The sequence below is a fragment of the Altererythrobacter chaiwopuensis genome (assembly GCF_054957735.1).
The window spans coordinates 1,404,946-1,429,688 of the sequence record NZ_JBTXJF010000001.1 but is presented as its reverse complement, the minus strand read 5'-3'; the positions used below and the strand labels follow the sequence as shown (position 1 = coordinate 1,429,688).

Annotated in this window: 24 protein-coding genes; 13 read left to right on the top strand and 11 right to left on the bottom strand. The window is 62.4% G+C overall.

Going from position 1 to position 24,743, the window contains the following annotated elements; translation table 11 throughout:
• Positions 1 to 140 precede the first annotated feature (140 nt).
• From ACX3VQ_RS06960 to ACX3VQ_RS06945, 4 genes are all read left to right on the top strand, one after another.
• Complete coding sequence (locus ACX3VQ_RS06960) at positions 141 to 353, top strand: DUF1192 domain-containing protein (protein ID WP_462580153.1); 213 nt, start codon at positions 141 to 143, stop codon at positions 351 to 353.
• 137 nt (positions 354 to 490) lie between these two features.
• On the top strand, positions 491 to 2,881 hold the full coding sequence (gene clpA / locus ACX3VQ_RS06955) for an ATP-dependent Clp protease ATP-binding subunit (RefSeq protein WP_462580152.1): 2,391 nt from the start codon (positions 491 to 493) through the stop codon (positions 2,879 to 2,881).
• Between the two features lie 81 nt (positions 2,882 to 2,962).
• Positions 2,963 to 5,032 (top strand): S9 family peptidase, encoded by a 2,070-nt coding sequence (locus ACX3VQ_RS06950; RefSeq protein ID WP_462580150.1) that lies wholly within the window; start codon positions 2,963 to 2,965, stop codon positions 5,030 to 5,032.
• 9 nt (positions 5,033 to 5,041) lie between these two features.
• Positions 5,042 to 6,304, top strand: coding sequence for a SulP family inorganic anion transporter (locus ACX3VQ_RS06945; protein ID WP_462580149.1), 1,263 nt, complete (start codon positions 5,042 to 5,044; stop codon positions 6,302 to 6,304).
• 12 nt (positions 6,305 to 6,316) lie between these two features.
• Here the strand turns inward: ACX3VQ_RS06945 and ACX3VQ_RS06940 are convergent, their stop codons facing one another.
• From ACX3VQ_RS06940 to ACX3VQ_RS06915, 6 genes are read right to left on the bottom strand one after another with little or no spacing between them, the layout of a single operon-like run.
• Entirely contained in the window at positions 6,317 to 6,598 is a 282-nt protein-coding gene (locus ACX3VQ_RS06940) for a DUF167 domain-containing protein (protein ID WP_462580148.1), read from the bottom strand.
• Between the two features lie 2 nt (positions 6,599 to 6,600).
• Entirely contained in the window at positions 6,601 to 7,176 is a 576-nt protein-coding gene (locus ACX3VQ_RS06935; RefSeq protein ID WP_462580147.1) for a gamma carbonic anhydrase family protein, read from the bottom strand.
• A complete protein-coding gene (locus ACX3VQ_RS06930) occupies positions 7,173 to 7,730 on the bottom strand; it encodes a GNAT family N-acetyltransferase (RefSeq protein ID WP_462580146.1) in 558 nt (185 codons plus the stop codon). The genes ACX3VQ_RS06935 and ACX3VQ_RS06930 overlap by 4 nt, the downstream gene beginning before the upstream one ends.
• Entirely contained in the window at positions 7,723 to 8,298 is a 576-nt protein-coding gene (locus tag ACX3VQ_RS06925) for a GNAT family N-acetyltransferase (protein ID WP_462580144.1), read from the bottom strand. Before ACX3VQ_RS06925 ends, ACX3VQ_RS06930 begins: the two co-directional genes overlap by 8 nt.
• 1 nt (position 8,299) lies before the next feature.
• On the bottom strand, positions 8,300 to 9,295 hold the full coding sequence (gene hemB, locus ACX3VQ_RS06920; protein ID WP_462580143.1) for a porphobilinogen synthase: 996 nt from the start codon (positions 9,293 to 9,295) through the stop codon (positions 8,300 to 8,302).
• A gap of 40 nt (positions 9,296 to 9,335) precedes the next feature.
• Entirely contained in the window at positions 9,336 to 10,967 is a 1,632-nt protein-coding gene (locus ACX3VQ_RS06915) for a peptidoglycan DD-metalloendopeptidase family protein (RefSeq protein ID WP_462580142.1), read from the bottom strand.
• Between the two features lie 197 nt (positions 10,968 to 11,164).
• On the opposite strand from ACX3VQ_RS06915, the gene ACX3VQ_RS06910 reads away from it, so the two are divergent.
• From ACX3VQ_RS06910 to ACX3VQ_RS06885, 6 genes are all read left to right on the top strand, one after another.
• Positions 11,165 to 13,786: a helicase-related protein gene (locus ACX3VQ_RS06910; RefSeq protein ID WP_462580141.1), complete on the top strand. Its 2,622-nt coding sequence runs from the start codon at positions 11,165 to 11,167 to the stop codon at positions 13,784 to 13,786.
• A complete protein-coding gene (locus ACX3VQ_RS06905) occupies positions 13,786 to 14,109 on the top strand; it encodes an RNA-binding S4 domain-containing protein (RefSeq protein ID WP_462580140.1) in 324 nt (107 codons plus the stop codon). Before ACX3VQ_RS06910 ends, ACX3VQ_RS06905 begins: the two co-directional genes overlap by 1 nt.
• Entirely contained in the window at positions 14,106 to 14,444 is a 339-nt protein-coding gene (fdxA, locus tag ACX3VQ_RS06900; protein ID WP_462580139.1) for a ferredoxin FdxA, read from the top strand. Before ACX3VQ_RS06905 ends, fdxA begins: the two co-directional genes overlap by 4 nt.
• A 280-nt stretch (positions 14,445 to 14,724) precedes the next feature.
• A complete protein-coding gene (locus ACX3VQ_RS06895) occupies positions 14,725 to 15,258 on the top strand; it encodes a CarD family transcriptional regulator (protein WP_462570811.1) in 534 nt (177 codons plus the stop codon).
• A gap of 123 nt (positions 15,259 to 15,381) precedes the next feature.
• Positions 15,382 to 16,149, top strand: a complete 768-nt coding sequence (locus ACX3VQ_RS06890; RefSeq protein WP_462580138.1) for a head GIN domain-containing protein — start codon at positions 15,382 to 15,384, stop codon at positions 16,147 to 16,149.
• Between the two features lie 128 nt (positions 16,150 to 16,277).
• Positions 16,278 to 16,565 (top strand): hypothetical protein, encoded by a 288-nt coding sequence (locus ACX3VQ_RS06885; protein ID WP_462580137.1) that lies wholly within the window; start codon positions 16,278 to 16,280, stop codon positions 16,563 to 16,565.
• Positions 16,566 to 16,573: 8 nt separating this feature from the next.
• Here ACX3VQ_RS06885 and ACX3VQ_RS06880 read toward each other — a convergent pair whose 3' ends face one another.
• Positions 16,574 to 17,512, bottom strand: a complete 939-nt coding sequence (locus tag ACX3VQ_RS06880) for an L-threonylcarbamoyladenylate synthase (protein WP_462580135.1) — start codon at positions 17,510 to 17,512, stop codon at positions 16,574 to 16,576.
• Positions 17,513 to 17,579: 67 nt separating this feature from the next.
• Between ACX3VQ_RS06880 and ACX3VQ_RS06875 the strand changes: the two genes are divergently transcribed.
• Together ACX3VQ_RS06875 and ACX3VQ_RS06870 are read left to right on the top strand one after the other, a co-directional pair.
• The gene (locus ACX3VQ_RS06875) at positions 17,580 to 19,322 is read left to right on the top strand and encodes an acyl-CoA dehydrogenase (protein WP_462580134.1); all 1,743 of its coding nucleotides are present in this window, start codon (positions 17,580 to 17,582) and stop codon (positions 19,320 to 19,322) included.
• A gap of 6 nt (positions 19,323 to 19,328) precedes the next feature.
• Entirely contained in the window at positions 19,329 to 20,171 is an 843-nt protein-coding gene (locus ACX3VQ_RS06870; RefSeq protein ID WP_462580133.1) for a DUF815 domain-containing protein, read from the top strand.
• A 15-nt stretch (positions 20,172 to 20,186) separates the two neighbouring features.
• Here ACX3VQ_RS06870 and ACX3VQ_RS06865 read toward each other — a convergent pair whose 3' ends face one another.
• Complete coding sequence (locus ACX3VQ_RS06865) at positions 20,187 to 21,656, bottom strand: PQQ-dependent sugar dehydrogenase (RefSeq protein WP_462580132.1); 1,470 nt, start codon at positions 21,654 to 21,656, stop codon at positions 20,187 to 20,189.
• Between the two features lie 80 nt (positions 21,657 to 21,736).
• Between ACX3VQ_RS06865 and ACX3VQ_RS06860 the strand changes: the two genes are divergently transcribed.
• Positions 21,737 to 22,234, top strand: a complete 498-nt coding sequence (locus ACX3VQ_RS06860; protein WP_462580131.1) for a GAF domain-containing protein — start codon at positions 21,737 to 21,739, stop codon at positions 22,232 to 22,234.
• A 116-nt stretch (positions 22,235 to 22,350) separates the two neighbouring features.
• On the opposite strand, the gene ACX3VQ_RS06855 is transcribed toward ACX3VQ_RS06860, so the two are convergent.
• Genes ACX3VQ_RS06855 through rsmG form a run of 3 tightly spaced genes read right to left on the bottom strand, consistent with a single transcriptional unit; the run spans position 22,351 to position 24,740 of the window.
• Positions 22,351 to 23,331 (bottom strand): ParB/RepB/Spo0J family partition protein, encoded by a 981-nt coding sequence (locus ACX3VQ_RS06855; protein WP_462580129.1) that lies wholly within the window; start codon positions 23,329 to 23,331, stop codon positions 22,351 to 22,353.
• Positions 23,328 to 24,104 (bottom strand): ParA family protein, encoded by a 777-nt coding sequence (locus ACX3VQ_RS06850; RefSeq protein WP_462580128.1) that lies wholly within the window; start codon positions 24,102 to 24,104, stop codon positions 23,328 to 23,330. Before ACX3VQ_RS06850 ends, ACX3VQ_RS06855 begins: the two co-directional genes overlap by 4 nt.
• A 24-nt stretch (positions 24,105 to 24,128) precedes the next feature.
• Positions 24,129 to 24,740 carry a 16S rRNA (guanine(527)-N(7))-methyltransferase RsmG gene (gene rsmG, locus ACX3VQ_RS06845; RefSeq protein WP_462572528.1) on the bottom strand — a complete coding sequence of 204 codons (612 nt, stop codon included), beginning with the start codon at positions 24,738 to 24,740 and terminating at the stop codon, positions 24,129 to 24,131.
• Positions 24,741 to 24,743: the final 3 nt, after the last annotated feature.

Below are 24,743 nucleotides of genomic sequence, written 5' to 3'. Positions count from 1 at the left end.
GGCCTGCCCCCTAATCGTCAGCCCTTCGCCCATTACCAGCCGTGCTGTGTCGCAAGTGCGACACAATTCGCGATGGGCCATATGGAAGTGGCAAGTAGCCGCACTGTCCATTGACAGCAAGCCATGCAGCTTGCGATGTTATGCTTCGCATGGACCCGGATGATCTGCCGCGCCCCAGGGGCGACGCCGCGAGCAAGCTCGCCAGCGAGGACCTTTCGCCTTATTCGCAAGACGAGTTGCAGGATCGGATTGCTCTGCTCGAGACCGAAATTGTGCGAGTTGAACGCCACAGGCTAAAGGCGGCAGCGCACCGTAACGCGGCGGATCAGCTATTCAGGAAACCCGAACGGTGATCGCCCCCCACGAACTCGGGATTCGCAATTTTGCACCAGTTCCCCATATCGGGGAGAAACGCCTAATATCACTTAACCAGCCCTGTTCACTCTCTCCCGCAAGAGAGAATTCCCGGCCCCTGCTATAGAGTATCTTCATGCCCAGTTTTGCCCAGAACCTTGAAAGAACGCTGCACAATGCGCTCGGCAATGCGTCAGAGCGGCGGCATGAGTATGCCACGCTCGAGCATTTGCTGCTGGCTCTGATCGATGATGAGGATGCAGCGCAAGTGATGGCGGCTTGCGGGGTCGACCTTGCCGAGCTGGGCGAGGTGGTGAAGCAATATCTTGACCAGGAATATCAATCACTTAAGACCGAGGACGGTTCCGACCCGCAGCCGACTGCGGGGTTCCAGCGGGTGATCCAGCGTGCGATCCTGCACGTCCAGTCTTCGGGCAAGGACACCGTTACGGGCGCCAATGTTCTGGTGGCGCTGTTTTCCGAACGCGATTCCTATGCGGTCTACTTCCTGCAACAGCAGGATATGAGCCGGCTCGATGCGGTGAGCTATATCAGTCACGGTATCGGCAAGGGCGGGCGGCAACTCGAATCGAAGACCCCGCCGGGCAGCGATGAAGCGCAGGCCGAAAGCAGCGAACCGGGAAAGGAAGGCGGAAACAAGAAGGAAACCGCGCTTGACCAGTTCACTGTCAATCTCAACATCAAGGCCAAGGCCGGCAAGGTCGATCCGCTGATCGGGCGCGGACCTGAGGTCGACCGCACGATCCAGATCCTGTGCCGCCGCAGCAAGAACAACCCGCTCTATGTCGGGGATCCCGGGGTCGGCAAAACCGCGATTGCAGAAGGGCTCGCCCGCAAGATCGTGGAAGGCGATGTTCCCGAGGTGCTGCAGGATGCCGTGATCTATTCGCTCGACATGGGCGCGCTGCTGGCCGGCACGCGCTATCGCGGCGATTTCGAGGAGCGCTTGAAACAAGTCGTCTCCGAGCTTGAGCAAATGCCCGAGGCGGTGCTGTTTATCGATGAAATCCACACCGTTATTGGCGCGGGGGCAACAAGCGGCGGGGCGATGGATGCCTCGAACCTCTTGAAGCCCGCCCTGTCTTCAGGCGCGATCCGCTGTATCGGCTCGACCACCTATAAGGAATTCCGCAACCATTTCGAAAAGGATCGCGCATTGCTGCGCCGGTTCCAGAAAATCGACGTCAACGAGCCGACGATCGACGAGACGGTCAAGATCCTCAAAGGCCTCAAGACCGCCTTCGAAGATCATCACAAGGTCAAATACACCCCCGATGCGATCAAGGCCGCAGTCGAACTGTCGGCGCGCTACATCAATGACCGCAAACTGCCCGACAAGGCGATCGACGTGATCGATGAAGTGGGCGCGATGCAGATGTTGGTCCCGCCCAGCCGCCGCAAGAAGAAGATCGGCGCAAAGGAAATCGAAGCGGTGATCGCGACCATGGCGCGCATCCCGCCCAAATCGGTCAGCAAGGATGACAAGAAGGCGCTGGAAAACCTTGAGCGCGATCTGAAGCACGTCGTTTTCGGCCAGGACGAGGCCATCCATCGCCTTTCAACCGCGATGAAATTGAGCCGCGCGGGGCTGCGCGATCCTGACAAGCCGATCGGCAGTTTCCTGTTTTCCGGCCCCACCGGCGTCGGCAAGACCGAGGTTGCACGCCAGCTTGCCAGCATCATGGGGATCGAGCTCAAGCGCTTCGACATGTCCGAATATATGGAACGCCACTCGGTCAGCCGCCTGATCGGCGCGCCCCCGGGCTATGTCGGCTATGACCAGGGCGGCTTGCTGACCGACGCGATCGACCAGAACCCGCACTGCGTGCTGTTGCTCGACGAAATCGAAAAGGCACACCCTGACCTGTTCAACATCCTGCTGCAGGTGATGGATAACGGGCGCCTGACCGATCACCACGGCAAGACGGTCGATTTCCGCAATGTGGTGCTGATCATGACCACCAATGCCGGCGCGGCAATGATGGCGTCGCAAGGTATCGGCTTTGGCGATGTGTCCAAGGAAGATGCGGGCGAGGAAGCGGTGAAGAAGATGTTCACCCCGGAATTCCGCAACCGCCTGGATGCAATTGTGCCCTTTGCCTATCTCGGCAAGAGCACCGTTTCCCGTGTGGTCGACAAATTCATCCTCCAGCTCGAACTGCAGCTGGCCGAACAGAATGTGCACATCCAGTTTGACAAGGATGCGCGCGAATGGCTTTCCAACAAGGGCTATGACAAGCTCTATGGCGCGCGCCCGATGGGCCGCTTGCTGCAAGAGAAGATCAAGCAGCCACTGGCGGAAGAGCTGCTGTTCGGCAAGCTTGCGGATGGCGGGGAAGTGCATGTCACGATCAAGGACGGCAAACCGAGTTTCGAGCTTGCGCCCGCGCCGCCCAAGGCCAAGGTGAAGCGAAAGCCAGCCGCCAGGAAGAAGCCCGTCGCGAAGAAAGCGGCACCGAAGAAGCCAGGCGCCGATGCCGGAAGCGAGGCTGACGGCAAAGGCTAGGTTCACGCGAGGCTTTCGCGCTGGCTTTCGGGTCCGGAATATGCATGATCGCGCTCCTTAGTTCCGTCTTGGGGGCCGATCATGAAATCTTTCAAATTCCCGGTGGCTGCGCTGCTGCTGACGGTGCCTTTCGCTGCTCCGCTAAGCGCGGACCAGCATGAAGCCGATCCAGCACCGAATGCAGCATACTTCACCGGGGAAGACCTGTTTGGCCTGACGGTAGCATCCGATCCGCAAATCAGCCCCGACGGGCGGCAGATCGCCTATGTCCGGCACACCAATGACATTATGACTGACAGCACGGTCAGCTCGATCTGGCTGGTGGATGTCGCAAGCGGCGCCGAAACTCCGCTCGTAACCGGTACAGGATCGCATGGCAGTCCGCGCTGGTCGCCCGATGGCTCGCGAATTGCCTATGTCTCGACTGAAAGCGGTGGCGGGCCGGAACTGCATGTGCGCTGGATGGCAAGCGGCGCAAGCGCCGACATCACCGCGCTTCCCGAGGCTCCCGGATCGATTTCCTGGTCCCCCGATGGCGCGCGCATTGCCTATACAACGCGTGTACCGGGCGAAACGCTCAAGCTGGGAACACCGCTTTCACCGCCCGAAGGGGCAAAGTGGAAAGATGGCCCTACGATCATCGACCGGGTTACCTATCGCTTTGACGGAGCAGGCTATCTGAAGTCAGGCTTCACTCAGATTTTTCTGGTCGACGCGGTTGGCGGCGCTCCGCGCCAGTTGACCCATGGCGACCGGCACCACGGCGGCACGCTGGAATGGACACGCGACAGCAAAACCATCCTGATCAGCGGCAATCGTGACGAGGATTGGGAGCTGGCCGGAGTCGACAGCGAAGTATACGCGATCGATGTGACGTCAGGCGAAGTTACCGCCCTCACCACGCGCAATGGCCCCGATGCCAACCCGCAGGTCAGCCCCGATGGCAAGCAGATTGCATGGCTCGGCTTCGACGACCGGGAATTGGCCTATCAGCAAAGCGGCATCTATCTGATGGATCGCGACGGTTCGAACAAGCGCCGCATCGCCGAAAACCTCGATCGCGACATCACCAGCATGGAATGGACCGATGCCGGGCTGTTCGTAGGCTATGAAGAGGAAGGCGCCTATCGCCTCGCGCGGGTATCCTCGTCAGGCGGCGTCAGCCCGATGGGGATCGAGCTGGTCGATACCTATTATTCGCGCCCCTACGCGGGGGGCCATTGGAGCGTATCCAGCAATGGCACGATCGCCTTTACCAGCGGCAGTGCCACCCGCCCCACCGATATCTCGGTATTGCGCGGGAATCGCAGCACACAGCTCACCGCGCTCAACGATCTAAAGCTTGGCGGGAAACGGCTGGGCAAGACCATTGCGCTTGATGTAACCGCCGCTGACGGCACGCGCATTCCCAGCTGGATCGTCCTGCCACCGGATTACAGCGAAGGCAGCCGCGTGCCTCTGATTCTGGAGATTCACGGCGGCCCCTATGCATCCTATGGCCCGCATTTCTCGTCGGATTACCAGATCTATGCCAGCGCGGGCTATGCCACGCTGTTCACCAACCCTGGCGGATCGACCGGCTATGGGCAGACATTCACGGACCGGATCGAAGGCAATTACCCGATCTCCAATCATGACGAGCTGATGGCGGCAGTCGATGCCGCGATTGCAGCAGGGATCGCCGATCCCGACAGGTTGTTCGTCACCGGCGGTTCGGGCGGCGGCATCCTGACCGCATGGATCGTGGGCCAGACCGATCGCTTTGCTGCGGCGGCTTCGTACAAACCGGTGATCAACTGGACCAGCTTGGCCTTGATGAGCGATGCCTATGCTTTCTTTGGCAAGTACTGGATGAAGGGCCAGCCCTGGGAACGGCAGGCGGATTACTGGCGCCGCTCGCCGCTGGCCCATGTTGCCAATGTCAAAACGCCGACATTGGTGATGGTAGGAGACGAAGATTACCGCACGCCGCGCAGCGAAGCAGAGCAATTCTATGGCGCGCTCAAGGTGCTGGGGGTGGACACGGCCTTGTATGTGACGCCCGGAGCCAGTCACGGTGACCTGACCATGAGCCCCAGCCAGCAGGCGGCCAAGGCCGCCGCTGTCATCGCCTGGTTCGACAAATACGCAAAGCGCGATCAAACCAGATAGCGCTGCAACATGAAACCCAAACTGCTGACAACGCTGCCCGGTTATACGCTGGCGGCACTGCGCGGCGATGCAATCGCAGGCGTGACCGTGGCGATGGTCGCGATCCCGCTCAGTATCGCGATCGCGATTGCATCGGGCGCCCCGCCCGAAGCCGGCCTGATCACTGCAATCGTAGGCGGCCTGCTGATCTCGCTACTAGGCGGAAGCCGGGTGCAAATTGGCGGGCCGACCGGCGCTTTCATCGTAGTAGTCTATGGCGTCATCGCAGAGCACGGGTTTGACGGGCTTGTGCTGGCGACTCTGATGGCGGGCGCGATACTGCTGGTGGCAGCGATGCTCAGGCTGGGCAATCTGGTCCGCTACATCCCCGAGGCGGTGGTAAACGGCTTCACCATCGGCATTGCGATCATCATCGCATCCAGCCAGCTCAAGGATTTTTTCGGGCTCGGCGGGCAAGCAATGCCGGCCGATTTCCTGGCCAAGATCGCTGCATTGTGGGACATGCGTGCCAGCTTCAATCCCACCGCCCTGGCAATTGGCGCAGGCGCGCTCTTGTTGATCGTGGCACTGCGGCGGCTGTCAGAAAGATTGCCCGGGCTGATCGTGGCGGTCGCGCTGGCATCAATCATGGTCGCGGTACTGCACTTGCCGGTCGACACGATCGCTTCGCGTTATGGCGAATTGCCGCGCGGCTTGCCGATGCCGCATATTCCGGAAGTTACGGTCGCACGGCTGGCCGAACTGCTTCCTTCCGCCATGATCATCGCCGTGCTTGCGGCAATCGAATCGCTGTTGTCCGCGATTGTCGCTGACCGCATGTTCGAGGGTCGCCACCGCCCCAATGCCGAAGTGCTGGCGCAAGGCTGCGCCAATATCGGCTCCGCCCTGTTCGGCGGACTGCCCGCCACTGGCGCAATCGCGCGCACGGCCACCAATGTGCGGGCGGGCGGGCGGACCCCGGTTGCGGGTCTCGTCCATGCGCTCGTGATTCTGCTCGTGACATTGATTGCGGCCCCGCTTGCGGGCTACCTGGCCATGCCTGCTTTGGCGGCACTACTGATGCTGACGGCCTGGAATATGAGCGAGCCGCATAAATGGCGTAGCTATCTCCAGGGGCCGGCCGCCGACAAATTGCTGCTGCTCACCACACTGGTATTGACGGTGGTGGCGGACCTGACGGTTGCGATCGGTGTAGGGGTTGCCTTCGGACTTGCCCTGCGGCTGCGCAACAGCGAGGTTGAACCGGAAGACTGGTCCAGCCCCGAAAGATAAGCCGCAGCGGCGTTAAAGTTCGATCTTGAACAGCTTGTCGCGCGAGGTTGCGCCGCGCAGCAGTTCAATCCGGGACGGGGCAATGCCAAGCGCTTGTGCCAGCAGTTTGACCACCGCCTGATTGGCGGCGCCATCCTGCGGCTTGGCGCGCACCTTCACCTGCACCTGCCCGCCTTCGATCGAAACGCTCTGTTGCCGCGCGCCCGGGGTAACGCGAACGGCAATCCGCCCTTCAGCGTCGATCAGGCCGCGCATCTGATCGCTCGAGGACAGATCAGCCTTGGCGCGCGCCATGGCTAGCCGTCATCACCCAACGCCTGCTCAACCGCCGCCGCATGGTGCTTCGCATTATCCGCGTAATGCGCAACTCCGATGCGCATGCCAGCTATGGCTGCATCCGACAGCTCGCGCAGGGGTTTGGCGGGGCGGCCGGCCCATAGCGTGCGCGGCTCCATCACCTTGCCCTCTGTCAGCATGGCACCTGCCGCCAGCATGGCGTCACTGCCAATCACCGACTTGTTCATCGCGATCGCGCCCAGCCCCACGAAACCACGATCATGAATGGTGCAGCCGTGCACCATCGCCATATGACCGATCAGCACGTCGTCGCCGATGATCAGCGCAGAGCCCTCCTCATCGCCCGGGCGCGGTGGGTCGCAATGCAGTACGCTGCCATCCTGCACATTGGTGCGCTCGCCGATGCGAATGCGGAACACATCGGCCCGGACTACGCAATTGTACCAGATCGAGCTGCCCGCACCGATTTCTACATCGCCGATTATCGTGCAGCCGGGCGCGATAAAGGCGGTGTCGTGGATCTTGGGCGTTTTCCCGTGGATCGGAATGATGTTGACGCCAGGGCGTATTGTCATTGCGCAGCCTTCCATTGCTCGCGGGTCAGCTTGTACTGGATCGTCGGATTATCCTGCGGAGCATAGGCTGGATCGTCAAATTCGAGCGAAAGGTCGCGCTGCATGCCCAGCTTCTCCATCAGCCGCCAGCTTGGCGCATTGCGTTCGCAGGTCAGGGCAACAAGATGCGGCGCACCGATGCTTGAAAAGGCCCAGTCGACCACTGCGCGCATTGCTTCATAAGCATAGCCCATGCGCCAGCGGTCCTCGCGCACCAGCCAACCAATCTCGTGATCGCCCTGGTTCGGTGCCAGCGGATTGTCGACCAGCTTCATCCCTGCATGGCCCACCAGTTCGCCACTGGACTTCTCGACCATCATCATGAAGCCAAAACCCAGCTTGGCGAACCATGCCATCGACTTGGCATGTTTGGCCTCGATTTCGTGCAACTCCTTGGGGCCGCCCAGATGCTCCATCACCGTAGGGGTATTGAGCAAGCGATATTGCAACGCCGCGTCGCTCTCGTCAGGCTTGCGTAGCACCAGCCGCTCGGTCTCGATCACGATGTCAGCCATGCGCCCCACCCTTTTGGGCCTCCCATTCCTCGCGTCCAATCGAATAGACCACCGTATCGCGCCACGGTGGCTGGTAACGCGCATCGGGATAGTCGAGCTCTTCGCGGCGGCGCATGCCCAGGCGCAGCATAAGGCCCCAGCTGGGCTTGTTCCCTTCAACCGTCAGCGCCACCACTTCCTCCGCATCAAACCGTTCGAACGCCAGATCGAGCGCGGCTGTGGCTGCCTCTCTCGCATAGCCTTGCCCCCAGGTGTCCTCGCGCAGCCGCCAGCCGACTTCCATCGCGCCGGTGACCGTCGACCCGGGCGCATCGGCGTGCTTGAGCCCGCAGAACCCGAGAATCTCCCCATCGGCCTTGCGTTCGACCGCCCAGAAACAATGCCCAAGTCGCGCGGCGCAACTTTCGACGCGGGCGCGCTGCTTGCCCATACCCTCATCGTCGAGCACGCCGCCAAGCCATTGCATCACGGCGGGCGTGTTCGTGACGCGGAAGAACTCCGCCCAATCGCCATCCCCGCGCCAGTCGCGCAGGATCAGCCGGTCGGTCTCGCAACGAAAGCTGGTCATTTCAGCCATTGAGTAAGCGCGCGGCATGCGCAGCGTGATAGGTGAGCACCCCCGCGCAGCCGGCCCGCTTGAACGCCATCAGCGTTTCGAGCACCAGCGCATCGCGCTCCCCCGCGCCGGCAGCAACCGCCGCTTCGATCATCGCATATTCGCCGCTCACCTGATAGGCAAACACCGGAACCTCGAACCGCTCCTTCACCCGCCGCACGATGTCGAGATAGGGGAGGCCCGGCTTGACCATGACGCTGTCGGCCCCCTCGGCCAGATCGAGCGCGACCTCGCGCAGCGCCTCTTCGGCATTGGCTGGGTCCATCTGATAGGTCTTCTTGTCGCCCTTCAGCAATCCACGCGAGCCCACGGCATCGCGGAATGGGCCGTAAAAGGCGCTGGCATATTTCGCGGCATAGCTCATGATCTGGACATTGGGGTGCCCGTTCATCTCCAGCGCCATGCGGATCGCCTTGACCCGCCCGTCCATCATGTCGGATGGGGCGATGATGTCAGCGCCCGCTTCTGCCTGGTTGAGCGCCTGATCGACCAATACCGCCACGGTATCGTCATTCACCACATAGCCGGTATCATCCACCAGCCCGTCCTGCCCGTGCGCGGTATAGGGATCGAGCGCGACATCGGTGAGGATGCCCACATCATCGCCGCACGCATCACGAATCGCGCGGATCGCGCGGCACATCAGATTATCAGGGTTGAGCGCTTCCTCTCCATCGTCGCTGCGCCTGTCGGCAGGTGTGTTGGGGAACAGCGCCACGCAGGGGATTCCCAGGTCTACTGCCTCTTTCGCGCGCGCCGCGATCAGATCGACTGACCAGCGCGAGACGCCGGGCAGGGTCGCAATCGGCTCTTCCACGCCGGTCCCTGCGGTGACGAACAGCGGCCAGATCAGGTCTGCCGGGGTAAGCACATTCTCGCGGTGGAGCGCACGGCTCCAGCCGCTGGCACGGGTGCGGCGCAAACGCAGATTGGGGTAGGATCCATTCATGCGGGCGAGTGTTGCCGCATAATTGCGGGCCGCGCAACGATCAGCGAATTTCGCGCTTGCTGTCGATCCGTTCGATCTCGCGCTGCGGCGCTTCGATCTCTTCGGGGCGTTGCTCGAGGTCTGCAAGGGCAGCGCCCGGCTCGATCTGTTTGAGTTCGGCCAGCGCGGCGCGGAAGTTCAACAACTCGCGCCCCTCCAACTGCGCGCGGTTGACGAACTGCACGCTGCGCGGATCAAGCGCGCGGCCGCCGCGATACATCTCGTAATGCAGGTGCGGGCCGGTCGACAGCCCGGTCGATCCGACATAGCCGATCACCTGGCCCCGCCGGACCTGTTGGCCGCGGCTCACAGCCAGCCGGCTCATATGGCAATAGCGTGTCTGCAACCCATTGCCATGATCAAGCCGCACAGCATTGCCGCAGCCGCCCATGCGCCCGGCACCGCTGACCCGCCCGTCTGTCACGGCCACAATACTGGTTCCGTATCGGGCGTTGAAATCGATCCCGGAATGCATCCGCCGATAGCCCAGGATCGGGTGGCGGCGCATGCCGTATCCTGACGTAATCCGGCCCGGGACCGGCGCGATCAAGCCATTGCGCTGCTCGCCCACGCCCGAAGCTTCATAGAAAATCCCGTCCTCGCCCCAGCGCATCAATTGGGTTTTTGATTGGCCACCCCGGTCGATGCCGGCGTAGAGCACCTTCCCTGCCTGGCGTTCGCCGGTGGCAGCACGGCGATAGGCCACGATCATGTCAAACTCGTCGGTCGAACGGACACTTCGATTGAGGTCGATCTGGCCATCGAGCGCCTTGATGAAATCCTGCACCGCGCCCGCTGGTGCCCCGGCGGCACGCGCCGATCGGTAAAGGCTCTGGCCCACGGTGCCGCGAATGCGCAGCGGCGTGTCGTCGACCCGGATCACCTTGCGGCGCAGCGACAGGTTTCCGGCGTCGTTCTGCACTTCAAGCTGGAGGTCGAACCGTGCGCGAAAGGCCAGCGCATCGAGCGGGCGCGGCGCGCCCTCGCGGGGCCGTCGGCCCAGCGTGATGTCGATCCGTGTGCCTGGCTCGATTTCCGCAAGCGGTATTTCACTGGCGACAAGCTCGTGCACCCGCTGAGCATCGGCCGAACCAAGCCCTGCGCGCTGCAACATGCGGTCAAAACTGTCGCCGCGCGCAAGAGTTGCGACCAGTTCTATTTGCGGGCGCTCCGGAGCTGACGCGAGCGGCTTGACCTGTCGCCCGGCCCCCATCTGCCGCCCGCTGTCACCGCCCAGTGCCAGCGGCGTGATCATATGGCTGCGGAATTCGTCACGCACGGACTGGTTCATCGTCATCGCCGGGCGCGCTTCAAGCGGCGCGAAATCGGGCCATAGTGCCAAGGCCACTGCGCCCAGCCCCAGCATCGTGCCCAATCCGCGAAACCAGCGCGGGCTGCCGATATCTTCGGCCAGATCAGGCGCCAGATCGACGCCATCAAGCTTGCGCGAGATCTCGTCACGCCATTGCTGATAACGCGAGCGCCAGCCACCGAAGCGCTTCAGCACGATCTTGCCCGAACGGCTATTGACGGTGCCCTTTGGTTGAACGGCCGCGCAGTCGCCGTCAAAATCGAGGAATGGCTCCTCAAGCGAGGCCTCGCTCTCGCCTGGCATGTCGCGCAATTGCTCCAAAGCCCCGATCTCCCTTGCGCCCAGTGGTCCCGAGACAGGCGCTGAGCGGTCAATGGCGGAATTCTGTAGCTTATCATAGTAAATCTCTGCTTAATTTACGATCAAGCGAGTCCGCCAAGCGGCGAAGTGTTGAGAAGGCGGGTCGCAACGCCCGGTGGCAGTTGCCCGGCGGGATTCGGCCTGTCACTATCGGCGGCGTGAGCGACGGCACAATCAAGGCGGTCCTGGGCCCGACCAACACCGGAAAGACCCATCTGGCGATCGAGCGGATGTGCGGTCATTCAAGCGGAATGATCGGTTTTCCGCTGCGCTTGCTGGCACGCGAGGTCTATGACCGGGTGCGCGCAATCAAGGGGGACAAGGCGGTTGCGCTGATCACCGGCGAAGAGCGGATCGAGCCACCCGATGCGCGCTATTTCTGCTGCACGGTCGAGGCAATGGACCGCTTGGGCGGCGGTCATGCCTTTGTCGCGCTCGATGAGGCGCAGCTGGCCGCCGATCCCGAGCGCGGGCACATCTTCACCGACCGGCTACTCAATGCGCGCGGGCGAGAGGAAACCATGATCCTGGGCTCGGCGACGATTGAGCCGCTGGTCAGGGCGCTGGTGCCACGGGCGGAAATGGTCCGGCGGCCGCGTTTTTCGACGCTCAGCCACGTCGGTAGCTGTAAATTGTCACGCCTGCCGCCGCGCAGCGCGGTGGTGGGCTTCAGCGCCGAGCAGGTTTACGCCATTGCGGAAGCGCTAAGGCGGTTTCGCGGCGGGGCTGCGGTGGTGATGGGCGCACTTTCACCGGAAACGCGCAATAAGCAGGTAGAATTGTTCCAGAATGGTGATGTGGATTACATCGTGGCCACCGATGCCATCGGCATGGGGCTCAACCTTGACCTCCACCATGTTGCCTTCGCAGCGCTGACCAAGTTCGACGGGCAGCGCAAACGGCGATTGACCCCTGCCGAGATGGCGCAGATCGCCGGGCGCGCCGGGCGGCACCAGCGCGACGGCTCATTTGGCACGGTTTCCGGCATGCGCAGCAGCACCGCCTCGCCCGAGTTCACCGATGAAGAAATCTACGCGATCGAGGAGCACCGCTTTGCCCCGCTCACCCATCTGTTCTGGCGCCAGGCCGAGCCACAATTTGGCGATCTCGCCACGCTGATATCGGATCTGGAGGCCCCGCCAGACGAGCCTGAGTTGCGCCCCGCCCCTGAAGCGATCGATCTGGCCGTGCTCAAGCGGCTGGCAGATGAGCCGATTGCCGCGGGCGTGACCAGTCCGGGCCTGGTGCGCCGCTTCTGGGAGGCTTGCTCGCTCCCTGATTTCCGTTCTGTCGGGCCGGACAATCACGCCCGCTTCGTCGCGCGGCTATGGCAGGATTTACGTGACGGATATCTCGGCGCAGACTATGTCGCTGCGCGCATTGCCGAACTCGACCGGATGCAGGGCGATATCGATACGCTGCAAGGGCGGATAGCCGCGATCCGATCCTGGGCCTATATCTGCCAGCGGCCCGATTGGGTGCTGGCGCGAGACGAGATGTTCGCCCGGGCCCGTGCAGTCGAGGCAAAGCTGTCGGATGCGTTGCACGCGCGCCTGACCGAGAGATTTGTAAACCGAAGGACGTCGCTGCTGATGAAATCGCTTGGACAAGATGGGCAAGGGCTGCGGGTAGAGTTGGCGCCTGACGGAGCGTTGACCGTCGATGGCGAGCCGATCGGGCGGCTCGACGGATTCCGCTTCGTGGTCGAGCCGGATGCGACAGTGGCAGACCGCAAAATGTTGCTGGCTGCCGGAGAGAAGGCTTTGCCCACAATCCTGGCGCAGCGCGCGGAATGGCTGATGTCTCACGGGGCCGCGGAGTTGGAACTGACCGAAGGCGCGATCATGTGGAAAGGGCATCGTCTGGCGACGATCGAGTTCTCCGATGATTTCAGTGCAGCGCGGTTGGTGCTGGTGCGTGAACTGGGTTTGCTGCCCGAGGCCATACGCAAGCGGTTTGAAGGGGCGCTCAAGTCCTGGCTGGATGCCCAGCTGGAACCACTGGCACCCTTGCGCGCTCTGGCCGCAGCGGCACGTGATCCCGCAGCCGGTTCGGAAGCGCGCGCCTTGCTACACACGCTGATTGACGCGCATGGCACGGTCAGCCGCGAGGACGCCGGACTGCAGCATTTGCCCAAGGACATGCGCCCCTATCTGCGCAAGCTGGGGGTGGTGTTCGGCGCGCTCGACATTTTCGCCCATGCGCTGCTCAAGCCGGCGCCGCGGCGGCTGCTCCACGCGTTGGGAATAGACCAGCGCCCGCTCAACGAAGCAATGTTGCCGGTGATCGGCGATGAAAGGCGCCTGCCAGCCGGATATCGCCGCGCCGGTAGCCAGGCAATCCGCGTCGACCTGGCAGAAAAGATCTTGCGCGCTGCATTCGACGCCCGCGCCCGGGCAGCTCCGGCCAAGGCAAGGGGCAAGCCGCCTCAGCGCTTCGTGCTCGACACCGCGCTGGCGGTCTCCATCGGGCTGGAGGCGGACAATATCCCTCGCCTGCTTGGCAGTGCCGGATTCAAGCGCTTTGGCGCGCGCGCATTGGCGGAAGGCGCCTTTGGCCCGCCCGCACCCGATCTTTGGAGCTGGCGCCCTCATCGGCCGGGCGAAGCGTCCAAGGATCGCCGCCCGCAATCCGGCAAGGGCAAGCGCGGTTCGCCGGGAGCGGGGCCTGCTGGTCACAAGCAGCACAAGGGAAAACCAGATCGCGGCAAACCATCCGGGCCTGACAGGCCAACCGCTGGCGGTGGCGCCTTCGATGCGCTCAAGGAGCTGCTTGGCTGATGAGCGGAGCGATGCGACTGGACCGCTTGCTGGTCTATCTCCGCTTCGCCCGCACCCGCAGCCGCGCCAGCGCAATGATCGAACAGGGCCACATGCGGGTCAACGGTATCCATGTTCAGCGCCCAAGCGCGGAAGTTCACCCGGGCGATGTGCTGACCTTTGCCCAAAGCGGTGAAGTAAGAATTGTCGAAGTGATCGAGCTGCCCGAACGGCGCGGCCCGCCGGGAATGGCGCGCTCACATTATCGCGAGCTTGACCGCACGGGCGTAAAGCCACTAGCAGCGGATTTGAATCGCGATCTGGAAGGGGATTCTGCTACATGACCTATGTCGTCACCGACGCCTGCATCCGGTGCAAATATACCGACTGCGTCGAAGTTTGCCCGGTCGATTGCTTTTACGAAGGCGAAACGATGCTGGTCATCAACCCGTCGGAATGCATTGACTGCGGCGTGTGCGAGCCGGAATGCCCGGCAGAAGCGATCCTTCCCGATACCGAGGATGGGCTTGAAAAATGGCTCGAACTCAACACCAAATTCTCGGCAGAATGGCCCAATATAACCAGCCAGAAGGAACCGCCGGCTGACGCAGACGAGCACAAGGGCGAGGAAGGCAAGTTCGAGAAATATTTCACCGACGCGCCAGGCGAAGGCGACTGAAATTGCACAGCGCGCGCCGCACATATGCGGCCTGCGGTTAGCCAACGTGACGCAATGCACAACGCGATTCCGCACCTATTAGGTTGCGACTCGCAATTTTTTTGCCGATGTGCTATATAATTGATCAACCGCACCGGATTCGCACCGGTGCCCGGGTTGAATCAAGGAAAGGCACGGCCGCCAGCACACATCGATAACGCGTCTGCGGAGCCTGCTGTTGCGGGCCCGATTGGGGCTTTTCGACTGTCTGTTCTAGGCCTGCCCAAAGAAAGGAATTTGCATGGCAAGCAAGGCTCCTGCCTTCACGGTCGGCGACTATGTGGTCTATCCCAAGCATGGGGTTGGCCGGGTGATTGAGCTACAAAACGAAGAAATCGCGGGCATGCAGCTAGAGCTCTATGTCCTGCGCTTCGAGAAAGAGCGGATGACCCTGCGGGTGCCCACCAACAAGGTCGAATCGATCGGGATGCGCAAGCTCTCGAGCGACAAGACCCTGAAAGAGGCGATGGATACCCTCAAGGGCAAGCCCAGGGTCAAGCGCACCATGTGGTCGCGCCGGGCCCAGGAATATGAAGCAAAGATCAATTCGGGTGAAATCGTGCTGATCGCCGAAGTTACGCGCGACCTGTTCCGCCCCGAAGATCAGCCTGAGCAGAGCTATTCGGAACGGCAAATCTTCGAGGCAGCCTCCAGCCGGCTTGCGCGCGAACTCGCGGCAATGGAGGAAACCGACGAAGCGACCGCACTCGAGAAAATCCTCGAAGTGCTGCGCACCTATGCGCCGCAATATTACGAGAGCGCCGAAGAAGCCTGATCGACCAGGCGCATTCGGAGTTCGACGGAGGGCTGCCTGAAAGGGCGGCCCTTCTTGCATTTGACGTTGAAGATCGTGCCTTGGTGTATTATGTTGGCAACACGCATTATGCAGGAGAGCACCATGATTCACAAACTCGTCAAGCGAATGGCACCGATCGCCGCCATCGCCCTTTCCGCAGCTGTTGCCGGATGCGGCGATATGAATATCGAAATCGACGGCGAAGAAGGCGTGCCGCTGGCAGAACTCGACATGTCAGGCGATGCGCCAACCAAGCTGGTTCTTGCCGGCCCCGACAAAGTTGTGCTCAGCGAAGGTGAGACACTCGACATCGATGTCGAAGGCGATGCCGAGGTGGTTGAGCTGCTGCGCTTCTCGCTCAAGGACGGCACGCTGGTTGTTTCCCGCAAGAACGGGAAATGGAAGGACACCGGCACCGCAATCGTGCGCGTCACCATGCCAGCACCCAGTGAAATCGTGATCGCCGGGTCGGGCGCGGTCGAAGCTTCTGCGATGGCCGACCACGCCGATGTCACCATCGCCGGTTCTGGCAAGGCCGCAGTGACTGGCGTTGCCGCAACCGCGCTTGAAGTGACGATTGCCGGCTCCGGTTCGCTCAGCGCCAGCGGAACTGCCGAAAGCCTGGACCTAAATATCCTGGGCTCGGGCAAGGCGGATATGGAAGGCCTGAAGGTCGAGAAGGCCGATATCACCGTCGCTGGATCAGGTGATGCAGCCTTCGCCTCCGATGGCCAGGTTGAAGCCAACATCATGGGTTCGGGCGACGTGCGGGTATTCGGCAGCGCGACTTGCGAGATCAGCGCGATGGGTTCGGGCACGCTCAAGTGCCAGCCTGCAACTGCGGCTACAGAAGGTGCAGGCGCTGAATAACCGCCTGTAGTTTGCGGCGCTTCACCGCGCAGCACTGGACAAGCAAGGGCCGCGTGTGAGACAGCGTTCTCATGCGCGGCCTTTCCCTTTTTGCACTTATCTTGTGTTCTGCCGCACTGAGCGGATGCGTGGTTCGCACCGCGGCAGACATTGTCACTGCGCCGGTCAGGCTGGTGAGCAGCGGGGTCGATGCAGCCACCACCAGCCAGTCGGAAGCCGATGAAAAGCGCGGGCGCGAGTTGCGTCAGCGTGAGGAAGAGCTGGGCAAGCTTGATCGCCGCTATCGGGCCCAGCTCAAGCAATGCAGCAAGGGCGATGAGCGCGCCTGTTTCCACGCGCGCGAAACCTATTCGGAAATCCAGATCCTGCTGCGCAACAATCCGGCATTGGCCGAACCCGCGCCACCGCTCGATTAAATACCGGATCAGGCGGCAGCGCGCCTCAGGCGATCATTGATGGCCTTGCCGATGCCAAGCTTGGGCACGGGCGCAACCGCGATGCGTGGCCGCTCGCTCGCGGCGGCCATGTGCAGGCAATCATACAGACGCCGCGCGGCTTCATCGAGGTCGCCCGCCTTCGAAAGCGTGCAATCGCCCGCTATACTGCCAAAACCAATCAGATATTCGTCTGCTTCAGCCTCCTGCGCGCCCAGCCGCACCGGCTTGCCCGGCGCATAGTGGCTGGCCAGCTGCCCAGGGGCTTCGATCGCTGACGGCTCGCCCGCACCATCTGCCTGCTCACCTGTTGCAGCGATCTGCACCGGGCCAGGCCGCAGTTCGTCGCACGAACCATCCTCACGCACCGCGATGATGGTCGATTCCACGCCTGCCTCGCACGGTCCTGCGTCGAGCACGAGGTCGATCTGATCCTCGAGCGAGGCCAGCACGTGCTGCGCGGTCGTGGGGCTGATAAAGCCGCTGCGATTGGCCGAAGGCGCAGCAAGCGGGAAATCGACCGCCGCGAGCAATTTTCGCATCACCGGATGCTTCGGCGCGCGCAGGGCCACCGTGGGTAGCCCCGCCGTCACCGCCGGAGCCAGCCCGGCATCTTCCCGCAGCGGCAGCACCAGCGTAAGCGGCCCTGGCCAATGCGCTGCCATCAGAGCCTTGGCAGCAGCAGAGAGCCGGGCGTATCCCTCCGCCTGTGCTTCGTCGCGCACATGCACAATCAGCGGGTTGAAGTGCGGCCTGCCCTTTGCGGCGAAGATCTTCGCCACCGCCTCGGCACTGTCTGCCCGTGCGGCGAGCCCATATACCGTCTCAGTCGGAACCGCTACCAGCCCGCCCCGCTCTAGAATCGCGGCCGCCCGGGCGATTCCCTCCGCGTCTGCAGGCAGCACTTCCGAAGCGTTCTTGCCGGTCATGCGTGCCCGCTATAGGTGAGGAAGCACAAAGCCAAGTTATTTGCTGCGAGACAAGGATTCGAACGCCGTGACGCCATACACGCCGCCCACCCAGGACCAACTGCTTGCGATCCGCGTGAATGCCGGAATCGAGGAGTTGGCGCAAAGTGAACGCTTCGGCGCCGCGGAACCCGATCTGATCGAAGCAATCGTCGAAGGTGTGGGGCAATTTGCCGCCGGTGAATTCGCTCCGCTCAATCGCCTAGGCGACCTTGAAGGCGCAAAACTCGAAAACGGTGTGGTTCGCCTGCCCGACGGGTTCAAAGCCGCCTATGCTGCCTATGTCGAGCAAGGCTGGAACGCGATCGCCTCGCCCGAAGAATTCGGCGGGCAGGGGCTGCCCTTCACCCTTGCGTGCAATGTGCTGGAAAACCTCGGCTCGGCCAATATGGCGTTCAACCTGCTGCCGATGCTGAGCGTGGGCGCGATCGAGGCGATCGAGCATCACGGCTCGGATGTGCAGAAGGCGAAGTACCTGCCCAATCTGGTGAGCGGCGCATGGTCCGGCACGATGAACCTCACCGAGCCGCAAGCCGGATCCGATGTGGGTGCGCTGCGTAGCACTGCAAAGCCCATCGAAGAGGGCGAGCATGCAGGCAAATATATGATTCAGGGGCAGAAAATTTACATCACCTGGGGTGAGCATGACCTGACGGAGAATATCATCCACCTCGTCTTGGCGCGCCTGCCCGACGCGCCGGAGGGTTCGCGCGGAATCTCGCTTTTCCTCGTTCCCAAATATCACGTGAAGGATGATGGTTCGCGCGGGCCGAAGAACGATTTGCGCTGTGTCAGCCTTGAGCACAAGTTGGGCATCAACGCCTCGCCCACCTGCGTGATGAGCTATGGCGACAATGGCGAATGTATTGGCGAGATCGTGGGCGAGCCCAATCGCGGGCTCACGGCGATGTTCACCATGATGAACAATGCCCGCATCAATGTCGGCAATCAGGGCGTGCAGATAGGCGAGCGGGCGACACAACAGGCCCTGAACTATGCCAGAGAGCGCGTTCAATCGGCCCGCGCCGGTTCGCCGGACAAGAACCCGGTCGCGATCATCGAGCACCCCGATGTGCGGCGCATGCTGCTGCGCATGAAGGCACTGACCGAGGGCGCGCGCGCGCTGCTTTATTACTGCGCGGGGCAGGTTGACCGCGGCACGCTGGATGATAGCGCGGCGAAGATGCGCGCCGAGGTGCTCGTGCCGCTGATCAAGGCGTGGGGCACTGATATTGGCGTCGAAGTGGCAGGCATCGGGATCCAGGTGCATGGCGGCATGGGCTTTATCGAGGAGACCGGCGCGGCCCAGCACTGGCGCGATTCAAAGATCGCCCCGATTTACGAAGGTACCAACGGCATCCAGGCGGCAGACCTCGTCACCCGCAAGCTGGGGCTGGATGCAGGCGGCGCGGTCGATGCGCTGATAGCCGACATCATTAGGGACAGCGCGGACGAGCCCATGCTCCATGCGCTTGCCGAAGATTGCCGCGCGATTGCGCAATGGATGGGCGCTGAGGCAAGCCTGGATGATCGCCTTGCCGGCAGCGTGCCATTCTGCACCATGCTGGCGGTTGCTACTGCAGGCTGGCAGCTGTTGAGGCAGGCGCAGGCCGTGGCTGCTGGTGCTGCGCCCACGCTGGCGCATACCAAGCCGGTAACCGCGCGCTTTTTCCTTGATCGGATCGTGCCGGAAGCAAGCGGCCTCAAGGCGTCAGCCACCGGTGGAGCTGGCCTGCTTTACAGCCTGCCTGCTGAAGCTTTGGGTGGATAGAGGCCGATGATGGGTAATCGCGGGCAAGATCAGGGCGATCCGCTGGCACGCATCGCCGATGCGCTGGAACGGCTTGCGCCAGCATCATCCACCAATACCGACTGGCTTGGCCACGCGGGCTATGTCTGGAATGCAGGACGAATCGCCACCGTCCACCAGCTTGAGGCGTTGCCGCTCGATCGTATCAAGGGGATAGATCGCCAGAAACAAGCGGTGTGCGAGAACGTGCGGCGCCATGCGCTTGGCCACGCGGCGCATGATATGCTGCTATGGGGTGCGCGCGGAATGGGCAAGTCGGCAGTGCTGCGCGCTGCCGTGGCGTCAGAGCAGGCCGAAGATCCTTCGCGATTGGCGCTGGTCGAGCTCGATCCGGGCAATCTGGCGGCGCTGCCCGAGCTTTTCGCCACGCTCGAGCTGATTGAGCGCCGTTTCATCCTGTTCCTTGACGATCTGGCATTCAATCACTCCGCTGACCAGGTGATGCGCCATCTGCGCAGCGCGCTTGAGGGCAGCCTTGTGCCGCGCCCGGCCAATGTCCGGCTTGCGGTCACTTCCAACCACCGGGCGATTGTGGCGCGCACCGGGGATGACCAGCCCGGCCCGCTGCAGGAACGCGATGCGATGGATGATTCGCTTGCGCTTGCTGACCGGTTCGGCCTGCGGCTCGGCTTCCATCCCTGCTCGCAACAGGATTACCTTGCCATCGCCAAGGCACATGCCGATCCGCTCGGTCTGGAAATCGACGAAAGCGAAGCGCTGGGCTGGTCGCGCGCGAGGGGCCCCCTGTCGGGCCGATCGGCGTGGCAGTTCGTGGTTGAACTGGCCGGGCGTGCCGGCAAATCGCTTTAGGGTACCAGGCTGGGGCTACTGCGCGGGCACGATCCGGGCGTAATCGTCCTGCGTGAACACCGCCTGCGAATCTCCCGTCAACTCGCGCTGCGGGCGCAGCGGCGCGGAATTGAGCCGCGCAATTCCCGCGCCCGGCTTCGCACCCGGTGCATGGACGCGCCAGATGATCCCGGCAGTGTCATCGCTCATCAGCAAGGCGCCATCGCCGCCCCATTCGACCCAGGTCGGGCGGCCCTTGGTGGTACCATCCTGGTTCAGGAAACCGCCCAGCACCGGCACCGGTTTGCCCACCGGATTGCCGCGTTCGTCAAAGGCGACGTAGACCAGGTCATAGCCTGAGGGGGGCTTGCGGTTCCACGAACCATGGCGTGCGACAAACGCGCCTCTGGCGAATTTCTCGCCCATCAAATGGCCCTCGGTAGTAAATACCAGGCCAAGCGCGGCAACATGGGGGCCAAGTGCATATTCGGGCTTGCGCGCATATTCGACGATATAGGCCGGTCGCGGAGCATCGACCCGTTCATCGACATTGTCCCTCCAGTAAACCCAGGGCCAGCCATACTGCGCGCCAACAGGCACATTGGTGAGATAGTCAGGCACCAGATCGCTGCCCAGCATGTCGCGCTCATTGACCGTGGTCCACAGCTCCCCGGTCCAGGGGCTGAAGGCCAGCCCGTTGGGATTGCGCAATCCCACCGCGAACTGGCGCTGGCGATTGGTCTCGAGATTATATTCCCAGATCATGGCGCGGCCCTGTTCGGCTTCCATCCCGCCTTCGCCGACATTGGAGGCCGATCCGACTGCGACATACAGCAGCGTGCCTTCTGGATTGATCTCGAGGTTGCGCATCCAGTGGCCGCCGCCAGCAGGCAGGTCCATCAGCTTGCGCGCCTTGCCGGAAACACTTTCCGCGCCCAATTCATACGGAAAAGCAAGCACTTCATCGTGATTGGCAATATAAAGCGTGCCGTCATGCCAGCTCATTCCCGAAGGCGAATCAAGGCCTGCGTCCGCGTCTGCTATCACGCGGCGGATCTCGGCCGCACCGTCGCCATCGCTGTCGCGCAAAAGCACGATCTGGTTGGGCGATTGGCCGGTGGCACCAGCCTTTGTCATCAGCCAGTCCGCGATCCAGGCCATGATCCCGCCATCGGCCTCGCTGGCCGGTGCACGGGTGAGCGCCACCAATATATCGCCATTGGGCAGGGCTTGCACAGTACGTGGGTGTTCGAGCCCTTCGGCAAACCGGCCAACTGCCAGGCCTTCTGCGGGTTGGGGCGCTTCACCCGCTGCCCAGCCGACAGGTTTGGCGATGCGCACAGTCGGCACTATTTCAGCGTTGGGCTCTGCAAGTGTGGGATCGGTTCCGGCAACTGCCTCCACCGAGAGGTCGGCCGTATCGCCGCGTGCGAGCCACCAGAAGGCAGCGCCAAGCAGCAGCAGGATGACAAGAAGTGCGATCAGGATCTTGCGGATGATGCTCATGCCAAGACGCATAAGCCAAGGCCCGACTGGCGGCAATGGGGCTTGTGTTTGCCGCCCTGCCGCGTAGATCGCGTAGCACGATGTATGATTTCAAAGCTGACGCCGGGCTCGAGCCGCCAGAACTCTATCGCCAGTTGCGCAATGCCGCTGACGCCTTGACTGCGGGTGAGCCTGACGGCGTGGCGAACATGGCCAATGTGGCCGCGCTGTTATGGGAATTTGTGCCGAACCTTAACTGGGCCGGTTTCTATCGGATGACAGACGCGAAAGAGGGCTCAAGCGAGCTGGTGCTTGGCCCTTTCGTCGGCAGGCCGGCCTGCATCCGGATTCCGCTGGGTTCGGGAGTTTGCGGCGCGGCAGCGCAAAGCGGCAAGACTCAGCTGGTGGAAGATGTTCTCGCCTTCCCCGGTCATATCGCCTGCGATGCAGCGAGCCGTTCAGAGCTGGTGGTGCCGGTAATGCGCGGCGGGATAGTGATCGCTGTTATCGACCTCGATTCACCCGAACCAGCGCGGTTTTCGCAGGAGGATGCCGAGGGAATTGAAGCGCTCGCCAGGACCCTGTCTGATCGGATTTGATCGGGGAAGAATTTTTATACGTAATTTCATTTACTTGGGCCAATGAAGTTGCGCGGCGCAACTTGCGGCGTGACCGCGGATTGGGCAGAGTCGCGCGGCGCAACTTCCTTCAGCCGTCAGATGTCGCCACCCGTCAGCCGCTGACAGATCAGATCGAGCTGGTCGAGTGTGCGATAGCGGATCGTGACGGCCCCCTTGCGCGGGTCCGCCTCTGTCTTGATTCGCACTGTCAGCCCGAGAAATTCCTCGAGATGCGCCTGGACCGCCGCAATATCGGCATCCTTGGCCGGATCATTGGTGCTGCGCTTGGCCGATTTGCGAAGCCTGGGTGCGGCATCGCCGCGCGCCAGGCCCTCCACCTCGCGCACCGAGAGGTTTTCGCGCACCGCACGCTTGGCCAGCTGCGCCGCGTCATCATGCCCGATCAGCGCGCGGGCATGCCCCATCGACAGCTCACCACCCTCCACCAGGTCAAGCACGGCATCGGGAAGCGCCAGCAAACGCTGCAAATTGGCGACGTGACTGCGCGATTTTTCAACCATTTGCGCGATTTCGGCCTGAGTCAGCCCTTCATCTTCGCTCAATCTGTGATAGGCGCGGGCCTCCTCCACCGGATTGAGGTCTTCGCGCTGGATGTTCTCGATCAAAGCCAGCGCCATGACTTCACGTTCGTCAAGTTCGCGCACTAGTGCGGGAATTTCGTGCAGCTGGGCCTTTTGAGCCGCGCGCCAACGGCGCTCGCCCGCGACCAGCTGATAGCGCCCCTCACCGCGCGGGCGCACAATTATCGGCTGGATCACGCCGCGAGCAGCGATCGACGCCGCAAGTTCGTCAAGCGCAGCTTCGTCAAACCGTTTGCGCGGCTGCCCCGGCATCGGTTCGATCGTGGCAATTGGCAGTGATGCGAGGCCAGATGTAGGGTAAGCCCCTGTTTGAACGTCATCTTTGTCAGGCGCCATGCCATCCGCCTGCATCAGCGGCTCTTCCCGCCTGGTTTCGCCGAGCAATGCGCCCAGCCCCCGCCCCAATTTCTTCTTTCTATCGGCCGAACTGCGCGCCGGCACGGAAAAACGGATCGGATCGGAGGATTCGCTCATGCTGCCTTCCTTTCGGCAGGCAAGCGGCCGATCAATTCGCGGGCAAGGGCAATATAGGCGCGGCTGCCGGCGCAGGAATGGTCATAGACCAGAGCGGGGAGCCCATGGCTGGGCGCTTCAGACAGGCGCACGTTGCGCGGGATTACCGTTTCGAACACCAGATTGCCCAGGCATTCGCGCACATCGTCAGCCACCTGGTCGGTCAAACGATTGCGGCGATCGAACATGGTCAAGCCGACACCGATGATGCCCAGCGCCGGGTTGAAACGTTGCTGCACCTGCTCGACGGTCTGGAGCAACTGGCTAAGCCCTTCCAGCGCGAAAAATTCGCATTGCAGCGGCACCAACAGCGTATCTGCGGCTGACAGCGCATTGAGGGTCAACAGTCCGAGCGAAGGCGGGCAATCGATAAAGCAGATATCGTGGCCGTGATGACCGCGCAGCGCTGTGGCAAGGCGCGAGGTGCGTTTCTCGACCGAAACCAGTTCCACCTCCGCGCCGCTCAGATCAACCGTCGCCGGCACAAGATCCAGGCCGGGGATGCTGGTCGGAACCATTGATTCCCTTAGGGAAACTCCGTCAATCAGCACGTCATAGCTGGAAGCGGTGCGGGCTTCGCTTCTTACCCCCAGGCCGGTCGATGCATTGCCTTGCGGGTCAAGGTCGATCAGCAGCGTGCGCCAACCGATCGCCGCCAATGCGGTGGCGATATTGATTGCGGTCGTGGTCTTGCCCACCCCGCCTTTCTGGTTCGCTATGGCTATCGTAATCATCGGCCTTGTTCCGCCTTCCTGCACTCAAGTGCTTACGATGATCCCCGCCTCCGCATCGGTCAAGGAATGTTCCACGTGAAACAGCTTGCGAATCTGCGCGGGGAGTTCACTCAGTTCCTGCGCCGCTGAACGCCCCTTGGGCAACAGGTAGGCGGTCGCCTTTGTGGAAAAGGGTGCGGATAATCGAAGAAGTTTCTCGAGCGGCGCAAAGGCGCGTGCCGATATGACACGCGCGTGAAAGGGTTCGACTTGCTCCAGCCGTCGCCCCTCGACCCGGCAGAGCGGCAGGTCAAGTGCCTGCGTCATGCGCGTTAGCCACTCCGCCCGGCGCGTGCGCGATTCAACCAGTACAACTTCGCGGCGCGGATCAAGTGCGGCGATCACAAGGCCCGGAAAACCCGCCCCTGTCCCGAGATCAAGCCATGGGCTGGACGTTTCACGTGGAACAAAGCGTAGCAGCTGCGCGCTATCTGCAACATGGCGCCGCCAGATCTGCGCTTCAGATGGGCGTGAAATCAGATTCTGGCGCTGATTCTCCTCCAGCAAGGCCGCAATCAGCGCCTCGAGCCGCTCCATCGCCGCCGCATCTGCAAGAGCCTCGACGTAGCGCCGCGCCCCGGCCTCATCGCTCAGCAATTC

Excerpts from the sequence above, each read along its gene's own strand:
- hemB (WP_462580143.1), bottom strand. The coding sequence starts at position 9,295 with ATGAATGGATCCTACCCCAATCTGCGTTTGCGCCGCACCCGTGCCAGC.
- ACX3VQ_RS06940 (WP_462580148.1), bottom strand. The coding sequence starts at position 6,598 with ATGGCGCGCGCCAAGGCTGATCTGTCCTCGAGCGATCAGATGCGCGGC.
- ACX3VQ_RS06950 (WP_462580150.1), top strand. The coding sequence starts at position 2,963 with ATGAAATCTTTCAAATTCCCGGTGGCTGCGCTGCTGCTGACGGTGCCT.
- ACX3VQ_RS06850 (WP_462580128.1), bottom strand. The coding sequence starts at position 24,104 with ATGATTACGATAGCCATAGCGAACCAGAAAGGCGGGGTGGGCAAGACC.
- ACX3VQ_RS06865 (WP_462580132.1), bottom strand. The coding sequence starts at position 21,656 with ATGAGCATCATCCGCAAGATCCTGATCGCACTTCTTGTCATCCTGCTG.
- ACX3VQ_RS06925 (WP_462580144.1), bottom strand. The coding sequence starts at position 8,298 with ATGACCAGCTTTCGTTGCGAGACCGACCGGCTGATCCTGCGCGACTGG.
- fdxA (WP_462580139.1), top strand. The coding sequence starts at position 14,106 with ATGACCTATGTCGTCACCGACGCCTGCATCCGGTGCAAATATACCGAC.
- ACX3VQ_RS06935 (WP_462580147.1), bottom strand. The coding sequence starts at position 7,176 with ATGACAATACGCCCTGGCGTCAACATCATTCCGATCCACGGGAAAACG.
- ACX3VQ_RS06960 (WP_462580153.1), top strand. The coding sequence starts at position 141 with ATGCTTCGCATGGACCCGGATGATCTGCCGCGCCCCAGGGGCGACGCC.
- ACX3VQ_RS06880 (WP_462580135.1), bottom strand. The coding sequence starts at position 17,512 with ATGACCGGCAAGAACGCTTCGGAAGTGCTGCCTGCAGACGCGGAGGGA.
- ACX3VQ_RS06855 (WP_462580129.1), bottom strand. The coding sequence starts at position 23,331 with ATGAGCGAATCCTCCGATCCGATCCGTTTTTCCGTGCCGGCGCGCAGT.
- ACX3VQ_RS06905 (WP_462580140.1), top strand. The coding sequence starts at position 13,786 with ATGAGCGGAGCGATGCGACTGGACCGCTTGCTGGTCTATCTCCGCTTC.
- ACX3VQ_RS06930 (WP_462580146.1), bottom strand. The coding sequence starts at position 7,730 with ATGGCTGACATCGTGATCGAGACCGAGCGGCTGGTGCTACGCAAGCCT.
- clpA (WP_462580152.1), top strand. The coding sequence starts at position 491 with ATGCCCAGTTTTGCCCAGAACCTTGAAAGAACGCTGCACAATGCGCTC.
- ACX3VQ_RS06945 (WP_462580149.1), top strand. The coding sequence starts at position 5,042 with ATGAAACCCAAACTGCTGACAACGCTGCCCGGTTATACGCTGGCGGCA.
- ACX3VQ_RS06860 (WP_462580131.1), top strand. The coding sequence starts at position 21,737 with ATGTATGATTTCAAAGCTGACGCCGGGCTCGAGCCGCCAGAACTCTAT.
- ACX3VQ_RS06870 (WP_462580133.1), top strand. The coding sequence starts at position 19,329 with ATGATGGGTAATCGCGGGCAAGATCAGGGCGATCCGCTGGCACGCATC.
- ACX3VQ_RS06890 (WP_462580138.1), top strand. The coding sequence starts at position 15,382 with ATGATTCACAAACTCGTCAAGCGAATGGCACCGATCGCCGCCATCGCC.
- ACX3VQ_RS06895 (WP_462570811.1), top strand. The coding sequence starts at position 14,725 with ATGGCAAGCAAGGCTCCTGCCTTCACGGTCGGCGACTATGTGGTCTAT.